The 19,500-nt window shown below is 60.9% G+C and carries 13 protein-coding genes; 4 read left to right on the top strand and 9 right to left on the bottom strand.

Features of this window, described 5'->3' with window-relative positions; genetic code table 11:
* Nucleotides 1-5: 5 nt before the first annotated feature.
* Nucleotides 6-644 (top strand): ATP-binding cassette domain-containing protein, encoded by a 639-nt coding sequence (locus E4656_RS05455; protein WP_135481846.1) that lies wholly within the window; start codon nt 6-8, stop codon nt 642-644.
* Nucleotides 644-1,279, top strand: a complete 636-nt coding sequence (locus E4656_RS05450; protein ID WP_135481844.1) for a CDP-alcohol phosphatidyltransferase family protein — start codon at nt 644-646, stop codon at nt 1,277-1,279. The genes E4656_RS05455 and E4656_RS05450 overlap by 1 nt, the downstream gene beginning before the upstream one ends.
* On the opposite strand, the gene E4656_RS05445 is transcribed toward E4656_RS05450, so the two are convergent.
* The 3 genes from E4656_RS05445 to imuA form a co-directional block, all read right to left on the bottom strand.
* Nucleotides 1,276-4,383: an error-prone DNA polymerase gene (locus E4656_RS05445; RefSeq protein WP_135481842.1), complete on the bottom strand. Its 3,108-nt coding sequence runs from the start codon at nt 4,381-4,383 to the stop codon at nt 1,276-1,278. The two genes, E4656_RS05450 and E4656_RS05445, sit on opposite strands and share 4 nt — an antisense overlap.
* 5 nt (nt 4,384-4,388) lie before the next feature.
* A complete protein-coding gene (locus E4656_RS05440; protein ID WP_135481840.1) occupies nt 4,389-5,651 on the bottom strand; it encodes a Y-family DNA polymerase in 1,263 nt (420 codons plus the stop codon).
* A 63-nt stretch (nt 5,652-5,714) separates the two neighbouring features.
* On the bottom strand, nt 5,715-6,467 hold the full coding sequence (gene imuA / locus E4656_RS05435; RefSeq protein ID WP_205849100.1) for a translesion DNA synthesis-associated protein ImuA: 753 nt from the start codon (nt 6,465-6,467) through the stop codon (nt 5,715-5,717).
* Nucleotides 6,468-6,645: 178 nt separating this feature from the next.
* Between imuA and E4656_RS05430 the strand changes: the two genes are divergently transcribed.
* Complete coding sequence (locus E4656_RS05430; protein WP_135481838.1) at nt 6,646-8,598, top strand: alpha-amylase family glycosyl hydrolase; 1,953 nt, start codon at nt 6,646-6,648, stop codon at nt 8,596-8,598.
* A 681-nt stretch (nt 8,599-9,279) separates the two neighbouring features.
* Here E4656_RS05430 and E4656_RS05425 read toward each other — a convergent pair.
* The 4 genes from E4656_RS05425 to metH form a co-directional block, all read right to left on the bottom strand.
* Nucleotides 9,280-9,774, bottom strand: coding sequence for a DUF934 domain-containing protein (locus E4656_RS05425; RefSeq protein ID WP_135481836.1), 495 nt, complete (start codon nt 9,772-9,774; stop codon nt 9,280-9,282).
* Nucleotides 9,767-11,419, bottom strand: coding sequence for a nitrite/sulfite reductase (locus E4656_RS05420; protein ID WP_135481835.1), 1,653 nt, complete (start codon nt 11,417-11,419; stop codon nt 9,767-9,769). Before E4656_RS05420 ends, E4656_RS05425 begins: the two co-directional genes overlap by 8 nt.
* A gap of 669 nt (nt 11,420-12,088) precedes the next feature.
* Nucleotides 12,089-12,325: a DUF2970 domain-containing protein gene (locus E4656_RS05415; RefSeq protein ID WP_135481833.1), complete on the bottom strand. Its 237-nt coding sequence runs from the start codon at nt 12,323-12,325 to the stop codon at nt 12,089-12,091.
* A gap of 213 nt (nt 12,326-12,538) precedes the next feature.
* Nucleotides 12,539-16,228 carry a methionine synthase gene (gene metH / locus E4656_RS05410; protein ID WP_135481831.1) on the bottom strand — a complete coding sequence of 1,230 codons (3,690 nt, stop codon included), beginning with the start codon at nt 16,226-16,228 and terminating at the stop codon, nt 12,539-12,541.
* Nucleotides 16,229-16,440: 212 nt separating this feature from the next.
* Between metH and nfuA the strand changes: the two genes are divergently transcribed.
* Nucleotides 16,441-17,040 (top strand): Fe-S biogenesis protein NfuA, encoded by a 600-nt coding sequence (gene nfuA / locus E4656_RS05405; protein WP_135481829.1) that lies wholly within the window; start codon nt 16,441-16,443, stop codon nt 17,038-17,040.
* A gap of 70 nt (nt 17,041-17,110) precedes the next feature.
* On the opposite strand, the gene E4656_RS05400 is transcribed toward nfuA, so the two are convergent.
* Together E4656_RS05400 and E4656_RS05395 are read right to left on the bottom strand one after the other, a co-directional pair.
* Nucleotides 17,111-18,136: an OmpA/MotB family protein gene (locus tag E4656_RS05400; protein ID WP_135481828.1), complete on the bottom strand. Its 1,026-nt coding sequence runs from the start codon at nt 18,134-18,136 to the stop codon at nt 17,111-17,113.
* Between the two features lie 78 nt (nt 18,137-18,214).
* The gene (locus E4656_RS05395; RefSeq protein WP_135481826.1) at nt 18,215-19,498 is read right to left on the bottom strand and encodes a TRAP transporter large permease; all 1,284 of its coding nucleotides are present in this window, start codon (nt 19,496-19,498) and stop codon (nt 18,215-18,217) included.
* Nucleotides 19,499-19,500: the final 2 nt, after the last annotated feature.

Below are 19,500 nucleotides of genomic sequence, written 5' to 3'. Positions count from 1 at the left end.
GCGTTTTGGCACTGGAATTGAAACAGGTCACGGTCCGCTTCGATGGCACCCAGCTGTTCGAGCCGGTGTCGCTGCGTGTGGAACCGGGTATGGTAACCACGGTGATGGGGCCCAGCGGTTGCGGCAAGTCGACTCTGCTGGCCGCTGTTGTGGGCGATCTGGCACCGGTGTTCAGTCTGAGCGGCGATGTTGTTCTGGGCGGCCAGTCGCTGCTGAACTACCCCATGGAGCAGCGTCACATCGGTCTGCTGTATCAGGACGATCTGCTGTTTCCGCACATGAATGTGGGGCAGAATCTGGGGTTTGCACTGTCGGCAGGCATGCCGCGCCAGGAACGGCGGGCCCGAATTGCCGACTATCTGGCCCTGGCCGGGCTGGAAGGCTATGCCGACCGTGATGTGGCCAGCCTGTCGGGCGGGCAGCGGGCGCGAGTGAGCCTGCTGCGCACCCTGATGGCGGCGCCGCGTGCGGTGCTGCTGGACGAACCCTTCAGCAAGCTGGATACGGCCTTGCGCGGGCAGTTTCGCGACTGGGTGTTCGGAACACTGAAAGAGGGGGGCATACCGGCACTGCAGGTCACGCATGATGTCGAGGACTGCGGTGACGGCCCCGTTTATCTGCTGCAGGAAGGGAGGTTGGCCTGATGCTGGATCGTTATGTGCTGCCGGTGCTCAAACCGGGCCTGCGCCTGCTGGCGCGCCCGCTGCGTGAGCGTGGTGTGACCGCCGATCAGGTGACTGTGGCGGGTTTTGCCATCGGTCTTCTGGCCGTGCCGCTGATCATGCTCAATGCCTACTGGCTGGCGCTGATCTGCATTGTGCTGAACCGGGTTGCCGACGGCATTGACGGTGAACTGGCCCGACTGGACCAGCCCTCGGATGCAGGCGGGTATCTGGACATCACACTGGACTTCATCTTCTATCAGGCCGTGGTGTTTGCCTTTGCCCTGGCCGACCCGGCGAATACCGTCTGGGCACTGCTGCTGATGCTGTCCTTCGTGGGCACGGGGGTCAGCTTTCTGGCCTTTGCGGCGCTGGCCGAGAAGCACCGGATCGAGAGCCCGGCCTATCCGAACAAGTCCATGCACTACCTGGGCGGCCTGGCAGAAGGCACGGAAACCATACTGGTGTTTGTCGCCTTCTGTATCTGGCCCCGGCATTTTCCCGTCATCGCCGCAGCCTTTGCCGCGCTCTGCGTGCTGACCACCGTGATGCGGCTGGTCTATGGCCATCGCACCCTGCGCCAGGCCGAGCAGGCGGAAAGCGGGTCAGTCGATTAGTGAAAATCACGTGACTTGACCTTCAGCTCGCTGAGCCAGGCACTGCAGTTGTCCAGATGATGGGCGATCACATGGATGACATCGCCTTCCCGCTCCAGCTTGCCGCGCACCCTGAGCAGATGGCTGGCCAGCAGCACCTGGCGCTGGCGCCGGGCCAGGTCGAGCCAGACCACGACATTCACATTGCCGGTTTCATCCTCCAGCGTCACGAAGGTCACACCGGAAGCCGAACCGGGCCGCTGCCGGCCGGTTACCAGGCCGCAGACGGTCACTGCACAGGGCGGAGACAGACCTTCGTCCTGCAGGCTGTCGGCCGTCAGCACGCCGGGCAGATGCCCCCGTTCGCGCAGCAGGGCCAGCGGATGGCGCCCCAGGGTCAGTCCCAGGCTGTGGTAATCCTCCAGAATGCTCTCGCCTTCTGCCGGCGCGGTCAGAGACAGCGGCTCTTCTCCGAACAGTTCGGACTGCAGCAGCGGCGTCGACTCGACCTGGCCCATGACATCCCAGCGTACCTGATAGCGATGCCCGGCCAGGGCGCTCAGGGCGTCGGCCGAGGCCAGCGCCGCCCAGTCACTCCGGTGCAGCAGGTTCAGCCTGCGGATGCCGAGCAGGTCAGCGAAGCCGCCCTCCGGGCGGGCACTCAGTACCGCCTGCAGGCGCTCCCGATTAACGCCCTTCACCTGCCGGAAACCGAGTCTCAGCGCGGGTGTGGACGACTGCTCGGGGTCGGGCTCCAGACTGTGGTCCCAGTGGCTCCGGTTGATGTCCACCGGCAGCAGGGTGACATCATGCCGACGCAGATCCTGCAGCAACTGGGAGGGCGAGTAGAAGCCCATGGGCTGGCTGTTGAGCAGGGCGCAGCAGAAAGCGGCCGGGTGATGACATTTCAGCCAGGCAGACACATAGGCCAGCAGCGCGAAACTGGCGGCATGGGACTCGGGAAAACCATACTCGCCAAAGCCCTGAATCTGCCGACACAGGCGGTCAGCAAAGTCGGCACTGTGTCCATTGTCGAGCATGCCCTGTATCAGTCGGCTCTGCAGTTCTTCCATGTGGCCGTGGCGTTTCCAACTGGCCATGGCGCGGCGCAGCTGATCCGCTTCCCCCGGTGAGAAACCGGCAGCGGCCATGGCCAGGGCGATCACCTGCTCCTGAAATATGGGCACCCCATAGGTACGTTCCAGCACCTTGCGGATGGCCTCGTTGGGGTAGGTGACACTGTCCGGGTCCTGCCGATGGGTCAGATAGGGGTGCACCATGTCCCCCTGTATCGGCCCCGGGCGGACAATGGCGATCTGCACCACCAGGTCATAGAAGGTTTTCGGGCGCAGCCGGGGCAGCATGCTCATCTGAGCGCGGGACTCCACCTGAAATACCCCGACACTGTCGGCCTGCTGCAGCATGCGATAGGTGGCCGGATCATCCGGCGGAATATCCTCGACCCGAAACGGACGGCCATGAAACTGCTGCAATGACTGCAGGCATTTGCGAATCGCCGTCAGCATGCCGAGAGCCAACACATCCACCTTGAGCAGGCCCAGCGCCTCCAGATCGTCCTTGTCCCACTGGATGACGGTGCGCTCTGCCATGGCGGCGTTTTCGGTGGGTACCAGCCGGTCCAGATTGTCGGCAGCAATGACGAAACCGCCCACATGCTGTGACAGATGGCGCGGAAAATGCCGGATCTCGCCCACCAGTCGGGCAAAGCGGGCCGCCAGCCTGTCTTCCCGGCTCTGGCACTGCTGCTGCAACTGGTCGTACCAGGGGTTGTCCCGGTCGCGTCGGTCCAGACCGTCGATCAGCCGGTCGAGATCCGTCGTGGGGTAGCCGAGCGCCTTGCCGACATCACGGATGGCACTCTTGGCGCGATAGGTAATGACGGTAGCCGCCAGTGCGGCACGATGCCGGCCGTATTTCACATAGATGTACTGCATGACCTCTTCACGCCGTTCATGCTCGAAGTCGACATCGATATCCGGTGGTTCATTGCGCTCCTTCGAGACAAAGCGCTCGAACAGCAGGGTGGCCTTGGTCGGATCCACTTCGGTGATGCCGAGACAGTAGCAGACGGCGGAGTTGGCGGCAGAACCGCGCCCCTGACAAAGGATGCCCCGGTTGCGGGCAAAACGGACCAGGTCTTCTATGGTGAGGAAAAAGTGTTCGTAGCCAAGGTCGGTGATCAGTTGGAGCTCCTTGCGCAGCGTGGCCTGCACCGGCAAGGGTGTACCCCGAGGGTAGCGTCGCTGCTCGCCTTCCCGGGTCAGCTGGCGCAGGTAGTCGGCGGCGCTCATGCCCGGCGGCACCAACTCACTGGGGTATTCATAGCTCAGGCTGTCGAGTTCGAAGGTGCAGCGGCGGGCTATGCGGACCGACTCGGTCAGCAGGGCCTCGCCGTAGAGGCTGTGCAGGCGCTCCATGGAGCGCAGATGACGCTCGGCGTTGGGGAACAAATGGTAGCCGGCGGTCTGTACGGTACAGCCGTGGCGGATGGCGGTCAGGGTATCCTGCAGCATCTGACGCTCCGGGGTATGCATGTGTACATCATTGGCACAGACCAGTGGCAGGCCGGAGACGGCGGCCAGTTGGCGCGCCTGCCGGCAGCGTGCGTCGTCACCGGCACTGAGGTGATGCCGCAGCGCAATCCACAGGCGGTCGGGAAAAACAGCGGCCAGCCAGGCTGCCCGGTCCTGCCCGGTCTCGGTACTGCCGGCCGGGTACCAGAGTGCCAGGCAGTCGGGCAGGGCCTCGGGCGTCAGGTCTTCATCCAGCAGTTGGTAGCTGCCCTTGGGCGCGCGCCGGCGGCAGCGGGTGATCAGCCGGCACAGCTGAGCATAGCCTTCGCGGTTGCTGGCCAGCACGATCAGATGCAGGTCATCACGCCGGAACTCACTGCCCACAATCAGGCGGATGGAGAGCTGCTGCTGCCGTTTGCGCTGCCAGGCCCGGACCACGCCGGCGACACTGCATTCATCAGTCAGAGCCAGGGCTTCATAGCCCAGTTCTGCTGCCTGCATGATCAGTTCCTCGGGGTGCGAGGCCCCGCGCAGGAAGCTGAAATTGCTCAGCGCATGCAGTTCGGCGAAGGGTGGAGTGACACCAGACATGAGGTTCAACTGAAATAGCCGGCTACAAACCACTGTCCGTCCGGGCGCTCGAACACCCAGGCCAGACCGTGCTCGAGCAGGCGGGCCCGATAGTAATCCCGCTTGATGCCGCGCAGATCCCACCAGCCGGTCTGGATGCGCTCCGGACCGGACAGCAACTGGAGGCGCTGGCGCTGCACCGGCTGTGGCTGAGCCAGCAGCCACAGTGGATGTCCTGTGCTGTCATCAGGGGCTGTCATGCCGCGGGTCCTGATCGAACGACCATGGGCGGGGACCCAGCCATTGCGCTGATCCGGCCGGTAGTCGGCCCGCAATGCCGACCGATAAAGGGCCTGGCGCCCCAGGCGTGCCTGCAGGCGACCCAGTAAACGGTGTGGCTCATCGGTGGTGGTTGCGGCGCTCCGGGTCAGATCCGCCGACTGGGCGGTACGCGGCTGCAGGCATCGACAGCGCAGACTGATGGCCGTGACCGGGGCATACAGCGTGACGCGCTCCAGGTGCAGCCGCGCCAGTTCCTCCCAGGCACTGGCCCGGGTTTCCGGTACCGCACTGCCCAGACTCAGGTCTGTGGGCGGGCGTTCGCGGTGATGCAGCCGCAGGGCCAGTTCATCCGTGGCCTGCTGCGTCTGCTGGCAATAGTCTTCCAGCGCCTGCAACAGCCGTGCGAGCGGGAACCGCACCCCCTGCAGGTGTTCGATGTCTTCGTTGAGCTCCTGGTGCTGATCAAAGAAGGCTGGCGGCGTGAACCAGTCCTGCGGATCTGCGCTCCGACCCAGCAGACGTTCGCGCCAGTGCAGCAGCTCGGTGCCGAAGCGCCTCCCCAGAGCGGCGGTGGGCAGGGCCAGCAGGTCGGCGCAGGTGCGCAGCCCCAGTCGCGCCAGGGCAATGCGGCTGGCTTCATCCAGCCCACAGGCCTGCAGGGGCAGGGCAGCCAGCCGTTCCTGCTGCTGTTCAGCGGTCAGATCGGGGGGCTGGCCGCCGGCTTCGGCCAGCAGGCGAGCCGCCAGGGGAGATTGCCCACGACTGGCCTGAACGCTGACCCCCAGTGCCTGCAGGTCGTGACACAGGCTCTGCTGCAGCCGTTCCGGCGTCTCCAGCCGCCACATGCTGCCGGCTTCCAGGACCAGCCCGGCAGGCGGCTGCAGGGCCACATGAGCAACCCGGCGGTAGGCGCGCAGAGCCAGCCGCTCAAGCAGGCGGCCCCGCTGTTCACCGGGGTGGTCCGGGTCCGGCTGCAGCGCCGGGAAATGCAGATACAACCAGATCATCAGTCGTCTCGGATTGCCTCTGTACTGGCGGTTGGGTACCGATATTGCCGCTGCAGCGACCGGTTATCTGGGCTCCCAGGGGCCCTGAATAACGTCGGCCACTGCGGAGGTGACCGGAGCGGTGGCAGGCAGTTGCGTGCCCAGCCCCAGGTCCATCTGCGCCGGGGCATGTCCCCAGCCTCCGCGCTGCTTGAGCACCGTGACTTCGGTCTGACCCCGGCTGGCCGCACTCAAATGCAGGCGCAGGGCGGCCGGGGAAGACTCGTCGGACTGTTGTTCGGGGCGAAACAGAAAGCCCAGTGAGGAGCCGGTTTCGGCGGCCAACTGCAGACGCCGTACCGTGCGTATATCCAGTTGCTGCGGCCAGGCCAGAACAGCGCTGCAGGTGCCGCTGCGCAGACTTTCTTCGATGGTCCACAGCAGATCCCGCACCGAGCCGGGCTGGACCACCAGCAGGCGGGATGTATCCACACCGGCGGCTTCCAGAGCGGCGGCATTGGGCACAAAGGGGGGTGCAATCAGCATGATCCAGCGTTCCTGCCGGCTCAGCGCCGCCAGGGTGGGCACCAGCAGGTGCATTTCGCCGATGCCGTGCTGCTGATACAGTATTTCGGTCAGCGCGTTCTGCGGCCAGCCCTGTTCCGCCAGCAGTGTATCCAGCGCGGGATGACCGGTACTCAGAGCCTGGTCGTCCCGGCTCTGCCAGTGTCGGCCGCGCCAGACCTGGCCCTGCTCGAGAACCTGTTCCAAGTCTGTGGTCATGGTGTGCGGCGCGGCAGTGTGATCCGGTTGCCAGTTGTGCTGCTGTACGGTCATGGTGGTTGCTCCACTGTTTTTATATACAGTAAGTGTATTTTTATACAGTATTATCCTTCGGGTCAAGTCCTGACGGCTTAAGATGTGGTTAAGAAGATTTTTTCCGGGCATCGTGTTAATTTCCCAGATCGTTGCAACCCCTTGATTTTGTTGTATGAACCAAGCCGGAGAGGGCTGAATGACGTTGCCGGAACTGCAGTTTCCCGATCGTGATGTACAGCGCACACTCGAACGCCTGACTCCGCGCCTGCAGGCCCGGGCAAAGGATGCCGCCGAGTGGTCGCGGTTCGAACCCCATCTGCAGGAGCAGTTTCCACGGCTGTTTGCACTGCTGCGTGAACTGTACGGGGATCAGTACGACTTTTTCTGGCATCTGGAGCAGGTTCTGCAGACCGTGTTCTCGGCCTGGCAGAGCCGCACCGCAACACTGAAGCGACAGGATGCCCGACGGCAGAAGAGTCCGACCTGGTATCAGGATCAGAGCATGGTCGGTGCGGCCGTCTATGTGGACCTGTTTGCCGGGGATCTGAAACAGCTGCAGGAAAGGATTCCCTATTTTCAGGAGCTGGGGCTGACCTATCTGCACCTGATGCCGCTGTTCAAGGCGCCCGAGGCCAACAGCGACGGTGGCTATGCGGTGTCTGATTACCGGCAGGTCGACCCGAAACTGGGTACCATGCAGGACCTGAAGAATCTGGCTGCGGCATTGCGCAAGGTGGGGATCTGCATGGTGCTGGATTTCGTGTTCAACCATACCTCGGATGAACACGACTGGGCGCGCCGGGCGCAACAGGGTGACCCGGACTATATGGATTACTACTTCTGTTTCGAGCACAAATCGGAAGCTGATGAGTACGGTCATGCCCTGCGCGAGATCTTTCCGGAAATCCGCAAGGGCTGCTTTACCTGGCGCGAGGACATGCAGCGCTGGGTCTGGACCACCTTCAACAGCTTCCAGTGGGATCTGAACTACCGCAATCCGGCCGTCTTCAACGCCATGCTGGGCGAGCTGCTGTATCTGGCCAACGTCGGGGCCGACATTCTGCGCTTCGATGCGCTGGCCTTTGTGTGGAAAGAGAAGGGCACCTCCTGTGAAAACCTGCCCCAGGCGCACCTGCTGATTCAGGCCTTCAACGCCGCGACCCGCATGGCCGCGCCCGGCGTGCTGTTCAAGTCCGAGGCTATTGTGCACCCGGATGAGGTGGTCAGGTACATCGACCGTGATGAATGCCAGCTGTCCTACAACCCGCTGCTGATGGCCATGCTGTGGAACAGCCTGGCCACACGCAAGGTGCGGCTGATGACCCGTTCGCTGCAGCACCGGTTCCGCATTCCGCAGGACTGTGCCTGGGTCAACTACATTCGCTGTCATGATGACGTCGGCTGGACCTTTGATGACGAGGTGGCCTGGGAACTGGGCATCAACCCACATGATCACCGGGATTTTCTCAATCAGTTCTATACCGGACGCTTCCCGGGCAGCTTTGCCCGCGGCGTGGCCTTTCAGGAAAACCAGGACACCGGAGACTGCCGTGTAGCCGGTCAACTGGCGTCGCTGACGGGGCTGGAAAAGGCCATTGAAGAGCAGGATGAGCAGGCCATCGAGGCTGCGATTCAGCGCATTCTGATGCTGCATGCCATCATCTTCAGTATTGGCGGCATGCCGGTGCTCTATATCGGGGATGAGCTGGCTTTGCTCAATGACTACAGCTATGAGCAGGACGTCGACAAGCAGGATGACAGCCGCTGGGTGAACCGGGTGCGGATCGGGGCGCAGGAACTGGCCTTGCGCAAGCAGCCGGAGACGCCGCACGGTCGGGTCTACAATGGTCTGCAGGCGCTGCTGGCGAAGCGACGGGCGTTTGATCTGCTGGGAGGTGAGGGTGAGACACAGATTGTCGAGACCGACAATGTGCATGTGTTCGGTTTTGTCCGCCAGTCCGAGCGTGAGCGGATGCTGGTGCTGGCCAATTTTTCGGAGTACCCGCAGGCGGTTTCAGAGTCGTTTCTGACCGGCGTGCTGTCAGCCGAGACGCTGACCGACAGGCTGACCGATCAGCCGGCTCCGGTACAGGACGGCCGCCTCGAACTCAGCCCCTACCAGTGCCTCTGGCTGCAGCCGACCCTGTAGGCGGCCGTACCTCTGGCGCTTGGTTTGGGCTGGATCGCGTAGCGAGGCACGCAAGTGCCGATAGGGGCGACAGGTCCTGCCAGCCCCGACAGACCGCGAACCGTGGTGCCTTGTTTCCGGCTGTCTCTGGTCCCCGTCGGGCGGGCCGCAAACTCGCTGCGCTCAGACAAGTGGCCCGCTGATCCTCCGGATCCTCCGCGAGGCGTCAGGCTCCCCCCGAAACCGGTTCAACGCTTCATCATTGACTGGGTTTAACATACAAGTGAGGCACGTGTAGCAAGGGACGCAAGTCTCGATGATGATGTGGCATAAATCGATATTTGTAGCGAGCGACGCGAGTCTCGATGGGCGGCGCAGCCGCCCTCCATAGGGCCTTGCGGGCCCGGTCGGGACTTGCGTCCCTCACTACAAGGGTTCTGGTGGCAGGGTTGGAGTCGCCTGCCGGGTGCATGCCCTGTGAGACCGTTTGCGGCCAGGGACGGCCGCAACCGAGCTGTCAGGGACAAAAACGCCGGGAGCGTTTTTGCATGAGCGAAGCGAGCCCGGAGGGTCAGACCCGGGGACGGGCCTGGTATGAGTTTTTGGCGTGTCTCACAGGGCATGTGCCCGAGCCTGGCGACGGCAACTGAGCACCGGAAACTCAGGTGGCACGGGGCCCCGAGGTGACTGCGGGGAAGGTTCTCAGGCGCTCTCCAACTGCCGGAACAGCGGACTGGGGGTGTCGGTGGAGGCCTGGTAGCGCACGGAGATGGGCTCGAGCAGCTCCAGCCCCTTGGCCGCCGGCTTGCCGTCGGGCAGCAGGAAGGCATTGAAACCGACCCGCTGCAAGTAGAACAGCTGATCCAGCAGAATATCGCCGATGGCGCGCAGCTCACCCTGATAATTCAACCGATTGCGCAGCAGATAGGCGGTGGAAAAGCCTCGCCCGTCAACAAACTTCGGGAACTCGATGGCCACCACATCGGCCTGGTGAACGCGCTCGTCCAGATCCTCGGCCAGTTGATCGCTGGCCAGCCAGACGCCGGTGCGGCCGCCGCGTGCCAGCAGGCTGTCGGCCTGATCCTGCCAGACCGCCAGTGGCACGATCACATCACCGGTCGCGGGCACGGCATCTTCTACGGTCAGATAGCTGAAGGTATCGGCCACTACTTCGCGATTGACGATCAACTCAGGCATAGACTTGCTCCTTGAACGGCTGAATGCCGATCCGGCGCACGGTATCGATGAACTCTTCCTCTTCCGTGCGCTCTTTGACATACACATTGATGATCTTCTCGATCACGCTCGGCACTTCCTCGGCATTGAAGGAAGGCCCCAGAATCTTGCCCAGCGAGGCATCGAGACCCGAGTCACCGCCCAGAGAAATCTGGTAGAACTCGGCACCTTTCTTGTCGACGCCCAGAATGCCGATATTGCCCACATGGTGGTGGCCACAGGCATTCATGCAGCCGGAGATGTTCAGGTCCAGATTGCCCAGATCATAGACATAGTCCAGATCATCGAACTGGCGCTGAATCTGCTCGGCAATCGGAATCGACTTGGCGTTGGCCAGGCTGCAGAAGTCACCACCCGGGCAGCAGATGATGTCGGTCAGGGTGCCGATGTTCGGGGTGGCAAATCCATTGGCCTTGGCCTCTTCCCACAGGGCAGGCAGGTCGCTCACGCGCACATCGGCCAGAATCAGATTCTGGAAATGGCTGACTCTGGTTTCGCCAAAGCTGTAACGTTCGGCCAGATCAGCCGCCGCCCGCATCTGCTTCGAGGTGATATCACCCGGTGCGACGCCGGTCTTTTTCAGTGACAGGGTGATGGCGGTATAGCCGGGCACCCGGTGCGCGGTGGCATTGCGTTCCAGCCAGTTGCGAAAGCCCTTGCTGTCGGCCTTGAGCTGTTCCACCGCCGGGTCGGTCGCGGGCAGGTCCGCATAGTCCGGTTCCGAGAAATGCGCCTGCATGCGCTTGATCTCGTTGCCGGTCAGGGTACTGTCGTTGTCCTTCAGGTGTGCCCATTCGGCTTCGACCTTTTCGCGGAACTTTTCGATACCCATGGCGCGTACCAGTATCTTGATACGGGCCTTGAACTTGTTGTCCCGGCGACCGTGCTGGTTGTAGACGCGTACTATGGCTTCCAGATAGGTCAGCAGATGCTTTTCGGGCACGAACTCGGACACTACCTGGCCAATGACCGGAGTACGGCCCAGGCCACCGCCGGCATAGATTCGGTAACCCAGCTCGCCGGCGTTGTTGCGGATGATCTGCACGCCAATGTCATGCACCCGGGTGGCCGCCCGGTCCGTACTCTCGGCGCTGTTTACCGCAATCTTGAACTTGCGCGGCAGGAAGGCAAATTCCGGGTGAAATGTCGACCACTGGCGGATCAGTTCACAATACGGACGGGGGTCCACGATCTCGTCGGCCAGCACGCCGGCAAACTGATCCGTGGTGGTGTTGCGAATGCAGTTGCCGCTGGTCTGGATGGCATGCATCTGTACCGTGGCCAGCTCGGCCAGAATGTCCGGCACGCGCTCCAGTTCAGGCCAGTTCAGCTGGATATTCTGACGGGTGCTGAAGTGGCCATAGCTGCGGTCGTATTCATCCGCGATGTCGGCCAGTTTGCGCAACTGGAGAGAGGACAGCATCCCGTAGGGGATGGCAATGCGCAGCATGGGGGCATGACGCTGCACATAGAGGCCGTTCTGCAGGCGCAGGGGCAGGAACTCGGATTCTTCCAGTTCGCCTGCCAGGTAGCGTTGCGTCTGTTCGCGGAACTGTTCGACGCGGTCATTGACCAACTGCTGGTCATAATCGTTGTAAACGTACATTACACCTTGTCCGGATTGGGAGGTAGGAGCTTGTCAGGCAGCGAGAATAACAGAGAGGGCTTATGCGAAAAAATATTAAATACTTATACTGAGATAGAATCTGGTTATTAAAAACCGTGAGTGGCTTGCGGCTCTTGAGGTGCTCATTGTCGGACAATCATTTGGGTCTTACAAGCCTGCGGTGCTTGACGTTGCAGGCCGGCACAGTATCATACGCAGCAACTTATTGGGGTGCATTCTATGCAGGTAACTGAAATGGCAAAACCTTCGCGTTTTTCTGATGAACAGGCCGACGCCATTGCGGCGGTCGCCATCATTGTGATTCTGGCAGCAACGGCAATCTACTGGGTGGCCGGCGCCTGATCCGAGTCAGACAAGCTTTACGCAAACCTCTTGAAACCGCAGCCCGAAAGGCTGCGGTTTTTTGTTTGAGTCGGAAGAAGAAAGTTGAAAGTCGACAGTGGGGCTCTAGTCGACAGATGACAGTACACAGTAGACAGTGGAGGTTTGACAGCCTTCAGTGGTTTGGAACGATTCTACCGTCTACCGTCTACCGTCTACCGTCTACCGTCTTCTGTCGACTAAACCCAGCTGTCGACTGTGCACTGCCTACTTTTGACTCACAACTTTCGACTTTCAACTTCCAACCTTCGACTCACAACTTCCAAATCAAACAATGTACGAGGAAATAATCCAGGTCACCAGAAAGATGGTGGCAAAAAACAGAAAGCCGAGAACCAGGCCGCCGAATATGAAGCGCAATGGGGAAGGCGTTTCCATATCCTTTTCCCAGTTTTTCTTTGACTGCACCCCTAGAAAAGCGGCCAGCACACTCTTGATGGTGCTCAAAACCACGCCTTTATCACGCTTGTTTTCAGGTTGGGTGTTGTCGGGTTGTTCGGCCATGTTATCTCTCTCAAATCAATAGGCGGGGCAGGGCGGTACTGTACCGCCAGATGATTTGTTCTGCCAGTGTCCTTTCAGAATGAAGCACCGCTGCAGACGAACAGGGGCATCCATGCGTGGCCAAGGGCCACTGCCTACAAAGGAGCCGCCGTACCGTAGGCTGTGAGCCTTGCTCACGCATTCGAACCGGGGCTCCCGTGTGTGGCCGAGGAGTCAACCCGGTTCATACCCCAGCACGGGCGACAGCCAGCGCTCGAGCGTGGGCAGGTCCATACCCTTGCGCCGGGCCAGGTCTTCAACCTGATCCTTCTGGATCTTGCCCAGGCCGAAGTAGTCGGCCTGCGGATGGCTGAAATAGAAGCCGCTGACGGCGGCAGCCGGGGTCATGGCAAAGCTGTCGGTCAGTGACACCCCGGATCTGGCGGGCGCCTCCAGCAGCTCGAACAGGGTGGCCTTTTCCGTGTGATCGGGGCAGGCCGGGTAGCCGGGTGCCGGCCGAATGCCCTGGTAGCGCTCGCGAATCAGCTCGTCATTGCTGAGCTGTTCATCTGCCGCATAGCCCCAGTAGTCCTTGCGCACCAGTTCATGCAGTTTTTCCGCAAAGGCCTCGGCCAGACGGTCGGCCAGTGCCTTGACCATGATCGAGTTGTAGTCGTCATGCTGCGCCTCGTATTCGGCAGCCAGCTCTTCGGCACCCAGGCCACTGGTGACCACAAAACCGCCGATATAGTCCGGTGTGCCCGGCGGGGCGATGTAATCAGCCAGTGACTGGTTGGGTCGGCCTTCGGGCTTCTGGCTCTGCTGGCGCAGATGGAACAGTTCTTTCTTTATCTGAGTGCGCGACTCGTCGGTATAGACCGTGATGGTATCCGGCGCCGTGCGGTTGGCCGGCCACAGGCCGAACACGGCGTTGGCCTTGAGGCGCCTTTCCGCAATCAGTTTCTTCAGCATGGCCTGGGCGTCGGCAAACAGCTTGCGTGCCTCCTCACCAACGACCTTGTCATCAAGAATACGCGGGTATTTGCCGTGCAGTTCCCAGGTCATGAAGAAGGGCGTCCAGTCAATGTAGTCGACCAGCTTTTCCAGCGGGTAGTTCTCCAGCACATGATTGCCCGGGCGACGCGGTTCGGGCGGTGTGTAGTCGGAAAAGTCCAGCTCGAGGCCGTTGTCGATGGCCTGTTCATAGCTGATCATGGCGCGCGCCTTGCGGTTCTTGTTGCGGTCACGCACCTTGTCGTATTCGGCATTGATCTCGGCGATATAGTCCGGTTTCTGGGTGTCGCTGAGCAGTTTCGCGGCCACCGATACCGCCCGCGAGGCATCGGTCACATAGATGGTGGCGTCATTGTGATACTGGGGCTCGATCTTCACGGCCGTATGCGCCTTGGAGGTGGTGGCACCACCGATCAGCAATGGAATCTGAAAATCCAGCCGCTGCATCTCGCGCGCCACATGCACCATTTCATCCAGTGACGGCGTGATCAGACCGCTGAGGCCGATGATGTTGACCTGTTCGTCGTGGGCCACCTTGAGGATCTTCTCTGCCGGCACCATGACGCCGAGGTCGATCACCTCGAAGTTGTTGCACTGCAGCACCACGCCGACAATGTTCTTGCCGATGTCGTGCACGTCGCCCTTGACCGTGGCCATCAGGATCTTGCCTTTCGGCTTGCTGGCTTCGGTCTTCTCGGCCTCGATATAGGGAATCAGGTGCGCCACCGCCTGCTTCATGACGCGGGCAGATTTGACCACCTGGGGCAGGAACATCTTGCCGGCACCAAACAGATCACCAACCACATTCATGCCGTCCATCAGCGGGCCTTCGATCACCTCGATGGGGCGGTCAGCCTGCTGGCGGGCTTCTTCGGTATCCTCGAGGATGAACTGGGTGATGCCCTTCACCAGTGCATGCTCGATGCGCTTGTTGACCGGTGCTTCACGCCAGGCCAGGTCTTCCTTGCGCGCGGTCTGGCCGTCGCCCTTGTAGCTTTCGGCCAGCGCCAGCAGATTTTCGGTGGCCTCGGGGGTGCGGTTCAGCACCACATCCTCCACCGCCTTCTTCAGCGCTTCCGGAATGTCGTCATACACCACCAACTGGCCGGCGTTGACGATGCCCATGTTCATGCCGGCCTTGATGGCGTGATACAGAAACACCGAGTGAATGGCCTCGCGCACCGCATTGTTGCCGCGGAAGGAGAAGGACACATTGGACAGGCCGCCGCTGACTGACGCATGCGGCAGGTTCTTGCGAATCCAGCGGGTGGCTTCGATAAAGTCCACCGCATAGTTGTTGTGCTCGTCGATGCCGGTGGCAATGGCGAAGATATTGGGGTCGAAGATGATGTCTTCCGGCGGGAAGCCCAGTTCGGTCAGCAGCTTGTAGCTGCGCGCGCAGATTTCGATCTTGCGTGCCTGGGTGTCGGCCTGGCCGTCTTCGTCAAAGGCCATGACCACGACCGCTGCACCATAGCGCAGGCACAGGCGGGCCTGACGCAGAAAGGGTGCTTCGCCTTCCTTCAGCGAGATGGAATTGACGATGGCCTTGCCCTGCACATTCTTCAGCCCGACTTCGAGAATCTCCCACTTGGAAGAGTCGAGCATGATGGGCACCCGGCTGATGTCCGGCTCGGAGGCGATCAGTTTCAGGAATTGCTCCATGGCGGCGGCCGAGTCCAGCATGCCTTCGTCCATGTTGATGTCGATCACCTGGGCGCCGTTGTCGACCTGTTCACGGGCTACGTCCAGCGCTTCGTCCAGGGCGTCTTCCTTGATCAGCCGCCTGAAGCGGGCGGACCCGGTGACATTGGTGCGCTCGCCGACATTGATGAAGACGATGTTGTCCTCGGCCACGAAGGGCTCCAGCCCACTGAGACGCAGGCGCGGCTCGATGGTCGGTATCGGGCGCGGCTTGTAGTCCGGCATGGCGTTGCTGATCACCCGGATATGTTCCGGGGTGGTACCGCAGCAGCCGCCGACGATATTGACGAAGCCACTGGCGGCGAAGTCGCGGATGGTCTTGACCATGCCTTCGGCGTCAAGGTCATACTCGCCGAATTCGTTGGGCAGGCCGGCATTGGGGTGCGCCGATACCCGGGTATCGGCGATCTCTGACAGTGCCTCGACATAGGGGCGCAGTTCTTCCGGGCCCAGGGCACAGTTCAGGCCAATCGAGAAGGGTCGGGCATGTTTCACCGAGTACCAGAAGGCCTCGGTGGTCTGCCCGGACAGGGTGCGCCCGGAGGCATCGGTAATGGTACCGGAGATCATGATCGGCAGCTCGAAACCGACCTCGTCGAACACCGAATGAATGGCAAAGATGGCCGCCTTGGCATTCAATGTATCGAAAATGGTCTCGATCAGGATCAGGTCCGCACCGCCTTCGATCAGGGCCCGGGTGGCTTCCTGATAGTTTTCAACCAGTTCTTCGAAGGTGACATTGCGATAGGCCGGGTTGTTCACATCCGGGGAGATCGACAGGGTGCGGCTGGTGGGGCCGACCACTCCGGTCACCCAGCGCGGGCGGTTCGGTGTTTCGGCGGTCTTGGCGTCAGCGGCTGCCCGGGCCAGGCGAGCGCTTTCCAGATTGATCTCGTAGACCAGTTCTTCCAGTTGGTAGTCAGCCTGGGAAATACGGGTGGCATTGAAGGTGTTGGTCTCGATGATGTCCGCGCCGGCATCCAGATAGGCGTTGTAAATGCCGGTGATCACGTCGGGCCGGGTCAGCGACAGCAGGTCATTGTTGCCTTTCAGATTCTGCGGCAGGTCGGCAAAGCGGTCGCCGCGATAATCCCGGTCTTCCAGTTGGTGTGACTGGATCAGCGAACCCATGCCACCATCCAGAATCAGTATACGTTCCTGTACGGCATCATGAAGTTGCTGAATTCGAGTACTGCGGTCGGCCATTGACGAGGTCCTGCAATCGGTGTTGGAATCAAACGAGCGGAAGTATATCAAAAAACTTTGATATAGGTTATCAGCTGTGTCGAATATTTGCCAGTCTGGCGTCTGACAGTCGTGATTAATAACCTAGTAAAACACTAGGGTATTCAGTTGTGCCACGGCTTTCGTTATACTCGGCTTACAGTAACTCATTCGAGTGGAGACCGGGACCCGAAATGACTGATGACATCAACTCTGTTGTAGCCGTGTCCGAGAGTGCACAAAAGTATCTGGCTGGCCTGCTGGAGCGGCAGAATGTGGACGGCATGGCCGTGCGCATGTTTGTCACCCAGCCCGGTACTCGCTACGCCGAAACCTGCCTGGCCTATTGTCGCCCGGGTGAGGAATCGGAAACCGATCAATATGTGGAACTGGAGCACATCCGGTTGTATCTGGAGCAGAACAGTCTGCCCTATCTGGAAGAAGCCGAAGTGGATTTCCAGGAGGACAAGATGGGCGGCCAGCTGACGATCAAGGCGCCCAACGCCAAGATGCCGAAGGTCAATGAAGACAGCCCTCTGCCGGAGCGGGTCAACTATGTACTGATGACCGAGATCAACCCCGGGCTGGCTGCGCACGGTGGCGAGGTGTCACTGGCTGAACTGACGGAAGACAATGTCGCGGTGTTGCGGTTCGGCGGCGGTTGCCAGGGCTGCAGTGCGGTGGACATCACGCTCAAGCAGGGTGTGGAGCGGACTCTGATGGAGCGTTTGCCGGAGTTGAAAGGCATTCGTGATGTCACTGACCACTCCGTTACCGAAAACGCCTATATGTAACTGGCCGTAGACAGATGACGGTCGACAGGTTTGCCTCCCGGGCGCGCTGTCGACCGTTCGCTGGTGCCACTCAGAGTGTTTCCACCGGCAACGGTGGCTCCAGAATGATTTCTATGCGCCGGTTCTGCTGGCGGCTGGCGGCATCGACTTCCTCTACCAGCGGCTGAGTGGCGGCAACCCCAGTGGCTTTCATGCGTTGTTCACTGATACCCAGTGACGCCAGCACCCTGACTGCTGCCGAGGCCCGGGCGGCGCTCAACTCCCAGTTGGTGGGGTACTGGGCCTGCAGGGATGAGCTGATGGAGCGGGTATCCGAGTGACCGACCACGGACAGGGTGTAGTCCGGAAAGCTTTCCAGAGCCACTGCAACCTCCCGCAATACCTGCACGGACTCTTCGTTCAATGTCGCCGACCCGGTAGGGAAAAGAATCCGCTCCGGTAGCTGGATCAGGGTCTGCCCGTTGTGTCGCTGGTCCACCAGTTGCTGGCGCTCTTCCTCGGCCAGATTCAGACGTGATTGCAGGTCATCCAGTGCCTGTTGTTCCCGTGTCAGACGGGACTCGAGTTCTTCCATGGTTTCTTCCCGACCACTGAGTCGGGCCTGAGTCTGCTCCAGCGACGATTCGCGTTCGGCCAGCTCTGCGTCCAGGGCAGCGAGCTCGGCCTCCCGTTCGTCCAGTACCACGTGCAATTCGTCCCGTTCAGCCAGCAACTCATCACGTTCTGCCCGCACACTGGCCAGGTCGCCATCCAGCGTCTCCTGTTGCCCGGTGGTGTCTGCCAGTTCAGTTGCCAGTTCATCACGTTCGGCGGTCAGGTCCAGCACCTGCTGTTCCAGTGCGGTCAGACTACCTGCGATATCAGACTGTTCTGCGGACAGGTCATCCAACTGAGCTACCAGACGATCGCGTTCCGCGCGCAGCCGGTCCAGATCGCGTTCCTGTTGGCGGTTGGCGGTGGTGAGCTCGGCGTTGGCTTGGCGCAGTTCATCCAGGGTGTCGGCACGGGCAACGGACTGGTTGTATTGATAACCGGACCAGGAGCCCAGCGCGATAGCCAGCAGAGTCATCAGAATGGCGAATGCCTTGGCACTCATGGACTCGCTCTCTCCTCGGGTGTGTATGGCAGTGGGGCAGGGAGGACCGGGCAGGGCGAACCTGCCCGATCAGCGGTGCTATCTGAACGCCAGTTCAGGGAGGAACAGCGCTATCTGCGGGAACACCACCAATAGCCCTGCGGACAACAACAACAGGAACACAAAGGGCGGTGTGCCCTTGATGACCTCCCAGTACGGTCGCTTGAATACGGCTATGGCGGTGAATATATCACACCCGAAGGGTGGCGTGGCCGAGCCAATGGCCACCTGCAGAGTGATCATGACACCGACCAGGACCGGGTCCAGACCCGAGGCCTGAATGGCCGGTGCAAAGATGGGCGTCAGCACCAGGATCACCACAATGGGGTCCACAAACATGCAGGCAATAAAGAAGGCGATGGCAATGGTAATCAGCACACCGTTCGGCCCCATATCCATGATGCCTATCGCCTCCAGCATGGTCTGCGGAATGCGGGCAAAGGAAATGATCCAGGAGAAACCGGTGCCCACGGCGACCAGAATGAAGACCACGGCCGTGATCAGACCGGTGGACTTGGCAATCTTGTAGATGTCCCGTGTGTTCAACGACCGGAATACACCAAACTCGAGAATCAGCGCGTAGAGCACGCAGGCTGCGGCAGCTTCTGTGGGGCTGAAGATGCCGCCATAGATGCCGCCCACAATCAATACCGGGAAGCCCAGAGGCCACAGGGCCTGGACTATGGACTGGCCGCGTTCGCCCCAGGTGGCCTTTGGTTCCGTCGGCACCTTGTTGATGTAGGCATAGGCAATGCAGTACAGCGAGAACAGGAACAGGATCAGGATGCCCGGTCCGATGCCGGCGATAAACAACTCGCGGATGGAGGTGCCGGAAATGACGCCGTAGATGATCATGCCGATGCTGGGCGGAATCAGGAAGGCAATGTCACTGGCATTGATGATCAGTGCCAGTGAGAATGGATCCTTGTACCCTGCTTTCAGCATGCGTGGGCGCAGGGGTGAACCAATGGCCACCACGGTGGCCTGGGTAGAACCCGAAACTGCACCGAACAGCGTACAGGAAGCGGCAGTACTGACCGCCAGCCCGCCCTTGATATGGCCGATAAAGGCCATGACCATATTGATCAGGCGCTGTGCCGACTGACCTCGGGTCATGATGTCGGCGGCCAGAATAAACATGGGGACCGCGATCAGGGCAGTGGGGCGGATACCACCCATCATCTGCTGAATCATGGTGCCCATCTGTCCAAAGCCGTTGAACGTCATGTAGAAGCCGATAATGGCGGCGACGGTCAGCGGGATCATCATCGGGAAGCCCAGCAGGAGCAGCCCGATCATGGTAACAATCATTATGGTGGCCATCT

The organism is Natronospirillum operosum (assembly GCF_004768465.1).
GTDB classification, from domain to species: Bacteria; Pseudomonadota; Gammaproteobacteria; order Pseudomonadales; family Natronospirillaceae; genus Natronospirillum; species Natronospirillum operosum.
The sequence above is the reverse complement of the archived record's forward strand: the minus strand, read 5'-3'. Positions and strand labels throughout refer to the sequence as shown.